Here is a 6,498-nt window from a genome sequence, read left to right as displayed (position 1 = left end):
GCTCGCGCGCCTGCGGCAGCAGCGCCTCGCCGGCGGCGGTGCGCTGCACGCTGCGCTTGGTGCGGTCGAACAGGCGCGCGCCGATGGCGCGCTCCAGCTGCGCGATGGCCTGCGTCAGCGGCGGCTGCGTCATGTGCAGGCGATGGGCCGCGCGGCCGAAGTGCAATTCCTCGGCGACGGCGACGAACTGGCGCCACAGCCGCAGCTCAATCGGGGATTCGCTCATATGCACCGCATATTAATTGGACCTGCGGAATGGATTGGAGGGAATCAGTCGGCCGGCGTATCCTGGCGTCTTTCATACACACACCGTTCAAACACACCGTTCGGCGAACGGTGGCGGAGAGACACCATGCAATCCAAGCCCATCCAGCTGCACCTGCGTTCCGACAACATCACCCAGGGCAAGTCGCGCGCGCCCAATCGCTCCATGTACTACGGCATGGGCTACAAGGAAACCGACTTCGGCAAGCCGATGGTCGGCGTGGCCAACGGGCACAGCACCATCACGCCGTGCAACAGCGGCCTGCAGAAGCTGGCCGACGCGGCGGTGGAAGGCATCCTGGAAGCCGGCGGCAACCCGCAGATCTTCGGCACGCCCACCATCAGCGACGGCATGGCCATGGGCACCGAAGGCATGAAGTACAGCCTGGTCAGCCGCGAGGTCATCGCCGACTGCATCGAAACCTGCGTGCAAGGCCAGTGGATGGACGGCGTGGTGGTGGTCGGCGGCTGCGACAAGAACATGCCCGGCGGCCTGATGGGCATGCTGCGCGCCAACGTGCCGTCCATCTACGTGTACGGCGGCACCATCCTGCCGGGCAAGTGGAAGGGCCAGGACCTGAACATCGTGAGCGTGTTCGAGGCGGTGGGCCAGAACTCCGCCGGCAAGATCAGCGACCAGGAATTGAAGGACATCGAGCAGCACGCCATTCCCGGCACCGGCTCCTGCGGCGGCATGTACACCGCCAACACCATGAGCTCGGCCTTCGAGGCGCTGGGCATTTCCCTGCCCTACTCGTCCACCATGGCGAATCCGCACGACGAAAAGCAGAACTCGGCCAAGGAATCGGCCAAGGTGCTGCTGGAGGCGATCAAGAAGGACATCAAACCGCGCGACATCGTCACCAAGAAGGCCATCGAGAACGCGGTGGCGGTGATCATGGCCACCGGCGGCTCCACCAACGCGGTGCTGCACTTCCTGGCGATCGCGCACGCGGCCGAGGTCGAGTGGACCATCGACGACTTCGAGCGCATCCGCCAGAAGACGCCGGTGATCTGCGACCTGAAGCCCTCGGGCAAGTACCTGGCGGTGGACCTACACATGGCCGGCGGCATTCCGCAGGTGATGAAGCTGCTGCTGAACGCGGGCCTGCTGCACGGCGACTGCATCACCATCACCGGCCAGACCATCGCCGAGGTGCTGAAGGACATTCCCGACGCGCCGCGCGCCGACCAGGACGTGATCCGGCCGCTGTCCGACCCGATGTACGCGCAGGGGCACCTGGCCATCCTCAAGGGCAACCTGTCGCCCGAAGGCGCGGTGGCGAAGATCACCGGCCTGAAGAATCCGGTGATCACCGGCCCGGCGCGCGTGTTCGACGACGAGCAGTCGGCGCTGCAGGCGATTCTGGACGGCAAGATCAAGGCCGGCGACGTGATGGTGCTGCGCTACCTGGGTCCCAAGGGCGGCCCCGGCATGCCGGAGATGCTGGCGCCGACGGGGGCGCTGATCGGCGCCGGCCTGGGCGAGAGCGTGGGCCTGATCACCGACGGGCGCTTCTCCGGCGGCACCTGGGGCATGGTGGTCGGCCACGTGGCTCCCGAAGCGGCGGCCGGCGGCACCATTGCGCTGGTGCACGAAGGCGACGCCATCACCATTGACGCGCGCAAGCTGCTGCTGGAGCTGAACGTGCCGCAGGAGGAGATCGCGAAGCGCCGCGCGGCGTGGACCGCGCCGGCACCGCGCTACACGCGCGGCGTGCAGGCCAAGTTCGCGTTCAATGCATCCAGCGCGAGCAAGGGCGCGGTGCTGGACAGTTTTTGAAGCGCACTCCGTTCGCCCTGAGCTTGTCGAAGGGCTTCGACAGGCTCAGCCCGAACGGGGATCAGCGCTTCTTCTTCTTGATGACCAGCCCGAGGTTCTCGCGCTGCTTGTCGATGCGCGCCTGCTTGCGCGCATCGTCGCGCTCGACTGCCTTGCGCTTGGTGTAGCCCGACCAGTCGGCCCAGGTCCACCACAGGAAGGCCATGCCGAAGGGCGACAGCACCCACCACCACGACCAGGTGGCGACCACGCCGAATTCGAGGTATTTCAACGCGAGCAGCAGGATCCCGATTCCGAGAAACAGCATTCAACTTCTCCAGGACAACACCGGCGCACGCCCTGCCCGCACGGCCGGGCTGGTCAACGACGCTCAGTACAATGCCGTTGAAGCAATGTAACCCAACTGCAGAGGACCCAAAGATGAAACGAGCCCTGATTGTGCTGGCCGCGCTTGGCGCGCTGGCGGGCCCCGTGATGGCGGACCAGGCGTTGGCCACGGCCAAGAACTGCATGGCCTGCCATGCAGTGGACAAGAAGCTGGTCGGCCCCGCCTACAAGGACGTGGCCACCAAGTACGCCGGCCAGAAAGACGCAGTGGACAAGCTGGCGGTGAAGATCATGAAGGGCGGCTCCGGCGTGTGGGGCCCGGTGCCGATGCCGGCTAACGGCCAGGTCAACGAAGCCGAAGCCAAGAAGCTGGCCGCCTGGGTGCTGAGCCAGAAGTAAGCCGCTCCCAAGCGCAACGCCAAAAGGCCGGGTTTGTCCCGGCCTTTTGTTTTGTCGATGATCCGACCAAGTCAGCAGTAGACGCGCGACCTACATTCGACTGCGTCGCCCCAAAGGATCTGAAATGACCATCACCACTTTTCCCACCTTCTTCGTCTCCCACGGGGGCGGCCCGTGGCCGTGGGTTGACGGCATGAAGCAGCAGTTCGCGAAGACGGCGCGGGAATTTGCAGGGATGCCCGCCCTGTTTCCCGGCAAGCCCAAGGCCATCCTGGTCATCACGGGCCACTGGGAGTCAGATCAGTTCACCGTCTCCACCTCGGACCACCCGCCCATGGAGTACGACTACTCCGGCTTTCCGGAGCACACCTACAAGATCCAGTACAAGGCTCCAGGCTCCCGGGCACTCGCTTCCCGCGTCGGCGCGCTCCTGGCTGCAGCGGGAATGACCTGCAAGGAAGACGCCACCCGTGGCTTCGACCACGGAACGTTCGTCCCCCTGAGCTTGATGTACCCGCAAGCGGATGTGCCCGTCGTCATGCTGTCGATGAAATCCACATACGACCCGGCCGAACACATCCGCCTCGGGCAAACCATCGCACCGCTGCGCAACGAAGGTGTGTTGATCATCGGCAGCGGCTTGACGTATCACAACATGCGCGGCTTCGGCCAGTCGCAGTCCACTCCTGTCGCCGAGGTGTTCGAGGCCTACCTGAATGCCGCCATCAGCGAGCCCGATGCGGGCAAGCGCAACGACATGCTGGTGCGCTGGCAGGAGGCTCCCGGCGCGCGGCTGGCCCATCCCAGGGAAGACCACCTGATTCCATTGATGGTGGTCGCGGGCGCCGCTGGCGCGGACGTGGGGCGCAGAGTCTTCGTGGATCACGTCATGCAAGTTGCCATAGCCTCGTACCAATTTGGCTGACCAGAGCCGATCAAGCTGTCCCCACTTGCTGCGCCTGCAGCGTCACGGTGGTGTTCAGCAGGCGCGACACCAGGCATCCCGCTTTCGCCTGCTGGGCCACTTCCTGGAACCGCGCCACGTCCAGGCCCGGCACGGACGCCTGCAGCTGCAGTTCCACACCCGTGACCACCGGCCCTTGCGCACCGAGATCGAAGCTCAGTTGCGCGGTGGTGTCGACGTGCAGAGGCGGCGCACCGGCCGCCTCCGCGAAGAAGGCGAAGGCCATCGAGAAGCAGGCCGCATGCGCCGCCGCGATCAGCTCTTCGGGGTTGGTGCCGCGCTCGTTGCCGAACCGGGTCGGAAACGAGAACGCCGCCGCGGACAGGCTGCCGCTTTGCGTGGTCAGGCGCCCTTCGCCCTGCTGGAGGCTGCGCTCCCACACCGCCTGCGCACTTCGCTGCATGGAGTTCTCCTTGTGCCTCAACCACCGACGCGGATGACGACCTTGCCGAAGGACCGGCCTTCGGCGTAGTAGCGGAATGCCTGCGGCGCCTGGTCGAAGGCGAAGGTCTCGTCCATCACCGGCTTGAGCTTGTGCAGCGCGATTGCGGCGACCATGGCCTGCAGCTGCGCAAAATTGCCCACGGCGATCGGATGGATGGTGGCGCCCGAGCCGAACAACGCGCCGACGTCCACGCTGGCGCTGCCGCCGCGCGTGCCCACCAGCGACACGTGGCCGCCCAGCCGCGTGGCCTGCAGCGACTCGGCAAGCGAGCCGCCCGCCACCTCCACCACCCGGTCGACGCCGGCACCCTGCGTCAGGCGCCGCACCTCGGGCGCCCACCGCGGCATGGCGGCGTAGTCGATCACCGCGTCGGCGCCGAGTTCGCGCAGGCGCTGCGCCTTGGCCGCCGACGACGTGGTGGCGATGACGCGCGCGCCGCACATCCTGGCAAACTGCAGCGCGAGCAGCGAGACGTTGCCCGTTCCCAGCACCAGCACCGTTTCGCCGGCACCCAGCGGCCCGGCGGCCGTGACGGCATGCCAGGCGGTGAGCGCCGCGCAGGGCAGCGTCGACGCTTCTTCGTAGCCGAGGTGCTCGGGAATGGGAACCAGCGCTTCCTGCGGCAGGCAGACGTATTCCGACAGCATGCCGTCGCGGCTGCCTCCGAGCTGCTCGATCACCTCCATGCGGAACGGCCCGTCGATCCAGCGCGGAAAGATCGACGCGATCACCCGGTCGCCGACCTTCACCCGGTCCACGCCCGCGCCCAGTGCCAGCACCTCGCCGGCACCATCGGACACCGCCACCACGTCGGGCTTCACCGGCAGCGGATAACGGCCGTCCACCAGGATGGACAGTTCGCGGTAGTTGAGCGAAACGGCGCGCACCGCCACCAGCACCTCGCCGAGCCCGGGCTGCGGGCGCGGCACCTGCTCCAGCCGCAGCCCGTCGAGGCCGGCGCCCATGTTCATGGTGTAGCGCTTCATCATCATGATGCCGCCCCCGATGCCTTCACGTAGCCGCGTCCCTCGACGATGCGGCCGCCGCGCACGCGCATGACGTTCACGCCGCGCACGGAATCGGCATCGGCCGTGCCCCTGCGGTAGCGCCAGAACACGATGGCGTGGTCGTCCAGCACGCGCACTTCCTCCAGTTCGAACGCGCCCTCCCGGTCGGCGGCGATGCCCTGCCAGACGCCGAGGCACGCGGTGCGGCCTTCGTGGCGGTCCCCATCCGGCGCGGACACGGTGTTCTCCAGCACGCAATCTTCCGCGACCAGGTCGGGCAGCAGGCTGGGGTCGTGGCGCTGGAACGCCTGGTTGAACTGGTCGATCACGCGGGCGGTGCCGCCGGGGTCGCTGGACGTCAAGAGGTTCTCCTTCACAGATGCGCCGCAGTGTGGCGGGCGCACCCCAATGCGTCCAACGCATTTTTGGAATAGAGTGAATGCATGAATGACATTGCCCTGCCGCCCGTCCCCCGGCTGGACGCGCGCGACCTGCGCCTGGTGGTCGCGCTGGCGCATGCCCGCACCACCGCCGCCGGCGCCTCGCTGCTGCACCTGACCCAGCCCGCGGTCAGCCGCGCCTTGCAGGCCGTGGAGACGCGGCTGGGCGTGCGGCTGTTCGAGCGCACGCCGCGCGGCCTGGAGCCCACGGGGCCGGGCCGCGTGCTGCTGGAGGGCGCCACGGCGTTGATGGCCGGCATGCGCGACCTGGAGCAGCGGGTTGTCGGGCCGGCGCAGGCAGCGCAGGAGGTGCGGCTGGTGTGCGAGTGCTACACCGCCTACCACTGGGTGCCCGGCGTGCTGCAGCAGCTGCGCGGCGCGCTGCCCGGCATCACGTTGCGCATCGCCGTGGAGCACACGCCGGATCCGTACCGCGCGCTGCATGCCGGCGAGATCGACGTGGCGATGGGCACCGGCAAGCCGGCGCTGGAGCGGGGCTTTCGCAGCGCGCCGCTGTTCGCCGACGAGGTGGTGTTCGTCGTCAGCCGCGCGAGCCCGCTGGCGCACAAGCCCCATCTGACGCGTGACGACCTCGTCGGCCAGCCGCTGCTCACCGGCCACCTGCCGACACCCTCGATGACCTGGTTCAATCGCGCCGTCGCCTCCAAGGGCGGTGCGCCGCTGCACTACCAGGAGGTCCCGCTGACCGAGGCCATCCTGGACCTGGCGCGCGCGGACATGGGCATCGCGGTGCTGTCGGAATGGATCGCGGCGCCGCACCTGCTGCGCGGCGACCTGGTCGCCAAGCGGCTGCGCTCCGGCCCGCTGCTGCGCCCCTGGCGCATCTTCTGGCGGCCGCAGGCCGCGGC

General features: G+C 67.9%; 9 protein-coding genes. 4 read left to right on the top strand and 5 right to left on the bottom strand.

From position 1 onward, the window contains the following. A partial coding sequence (locus H0U68_RS01275; RefSeq protein WP_296352349.1) for a LysR family transcriptional regulator occupies nt 1-226 on the bottom strand: 226 nt, incomplete at its 3' end. A 126-nt stretch (nt 227-352) separates the two neighbouring features. Between H0U68_RS01275 and ilvD the strand changes: the two genes are divergently transcribed. Then, nucleotides 353-2,047, top strand: coding sequence for a dihydroxy-acid dehydratase (ilvD, locus tag H0U68_RS01270; RefSeq protein WP_296352348.1), 1,695 nt, complete (start codon nt 353-355; stop codon nt 2,045-2,047). Between the two features lie 61 nt (nt 2,048-2,108). Here ilvD and H0U68_RS01265 read toward each other — a convergent pair whose 3' ends face one another. Next, a complete protein-coding gene (locus H0U68_RS01265; protein ID WP_296352347.1) occupies nt 2,109-2,354 on the bottom strand; it encodes a TIGR04438 family Trp-rich protein in 246 nt (81 codons plus the stop codon). A 113-nt stretch (nt 2,355-2,467) separates the two neighbouring features. Here H0U68_RS01265 and H0U68_RS01260 point away from each other — a divergent pair, with 113 nt between their 5' ends. Then, a complete protein-coding gene (locus tag H0U68_RS01260; protein ID WP_296352346.1) occupies nt 2,468-2,773 on the top strand; it encodes a c-type cytochrome in 306 nt (101 codons plus the stop codon). A 124-nt stretch (nt 2,774-2,897) separates the two neighbouring features. Continuing rightward, nucleotides 2,898-3,698, top strand: a complete 801-nt coding sequence (locus H0U68_RS01255) for a class III extradiol ring-cleavage dioxygenase (RefSeq protein WP_296352345.1) — start codon at nt 2,898-2,900, stop codon at nt 3,696-3,698. 10 nt (nt 3,699-3,708) lie between these two features. On the opposite strand, the gene H0U68_RS01250 is transcribed toward H0U68_RS01255, so the two are convergent. The 3 genes from H0U68_RS01250 to H0U68_RS01240 are packed head-to-tail and all read right to left on the bottom strand — an operon-like array spanning nt 3,709 to nt 5,551. Further along, nucleotides 3,709-4,140 carry an OsmC family peroxiredoxin gene (locus tag H0U68_RS01250; RefSeq protein WP_296352344.1) on the bottom strand — a complete coding sequence of 144 codons (432 nt, stop codon included), beginning with the start codon at nt 4,138-4,140 and terminating at the stop codon, nt 3,709-3,711. A 17-nt stretch (nt 4,141-4,157) separates the two neighbouring features. Then, nucleotides 4,158-5,174, bottom strand: a complete 1,017-nt coding sequence (locus H0U68_RS01245) for an NAD(P)-dependent alcohol dehydrogenase (RefSeq protein ID WP_296352343.1) — start codon at nt 5,172-5,174, stop codon at nt 4,158-4,160. After that, nucleotides 5,171-5,551, bottom strand: a complete 381-nt coding sequence (locus H0U68_RS01240) for a nuclear transport factor 2 family protein (RefSeq protein ID WP_296352342.1) — start codon at nt 5,549-5,551, stop codon at nt 5,171-5,173. Before H0U68_RS01240 ends, H0U68_RS01245 begins: the two co-directional genes overlap by 4 nt. An 81-nt stretch (nt 5,552-5,632) precedes the next feature. Between H0U68_RS01240 and H0U68_RS01235 the strand changes: the two genes are divergently transcribed. Continuing rightward, the coding region (locus H0U68_RS01235; RefSeq protein ID WP_296352341.1) for a LysR family transcriptional regulator at nt 5,633-6,498 on the top strand (866 nt) is incomplete at its 3' end.

Source organism: Ramlibacter sp., assembly GCF_013697775.1.
Lineage (GTDB): Bacteria > Pseudomonadota > Gammaproteobacteria > Burkholderiales > Burkholderiaceae_C > Ramlibacter.
Note: the sequence above shows the minus strand (reverse complement) of the source record. Positions and strands in the feature narration are given on the sequence as shown.

What these genes read in the sequence shown, in the direction of transcription:
- H0U68_RS01260 (WP_296352346.1), top strand. Translation starts at nt 2,468, where the DNA reads ATGAAACGAGCCCTGATTGTGCTGGCCGCGCTTGGCGCGCTGGCGGGC.
- ilvD (WP_296352348.1), top strand. Translation starts at nt 353, where the DNA reads ATGCAATCCAAGCCCATCCAGCTGCACCTGCGTTCCGACAACATCACC.
- H0U68_RS01255 (WP_296352345.1), top strand. Translation starts at nt 2,898, where the DNA reads ATGACCATCACCACTTTTCCCACCTTCTTCGTCTCCCACGGGGGCGGC.
- H0U68_RS01250 (WP_296352344.1), bottom strand. Translation starts at nt 4,140, where the DNA reads ATGCAGCGAAGTGCGCAGGCGGTGTGGGAGCGCAGCCTCCAGCAGGGC.
- H0U68_RS01265 (WP_296352347.1), bottom strand. Translation starts at nt 2,354, where the DNA reads ATGCTGTTTCTCGGAATCGGGATCCTGCTGCTCGCGTTGAAATACCTC.
- H0U68_RS01245 (WP_296352343.1), bottom strand. Translation starts at nt 5,174, where the DNA reads ATGATGATGAAGCGCTACACCATGAACATGGGCGCCGGCCTCGACGGG.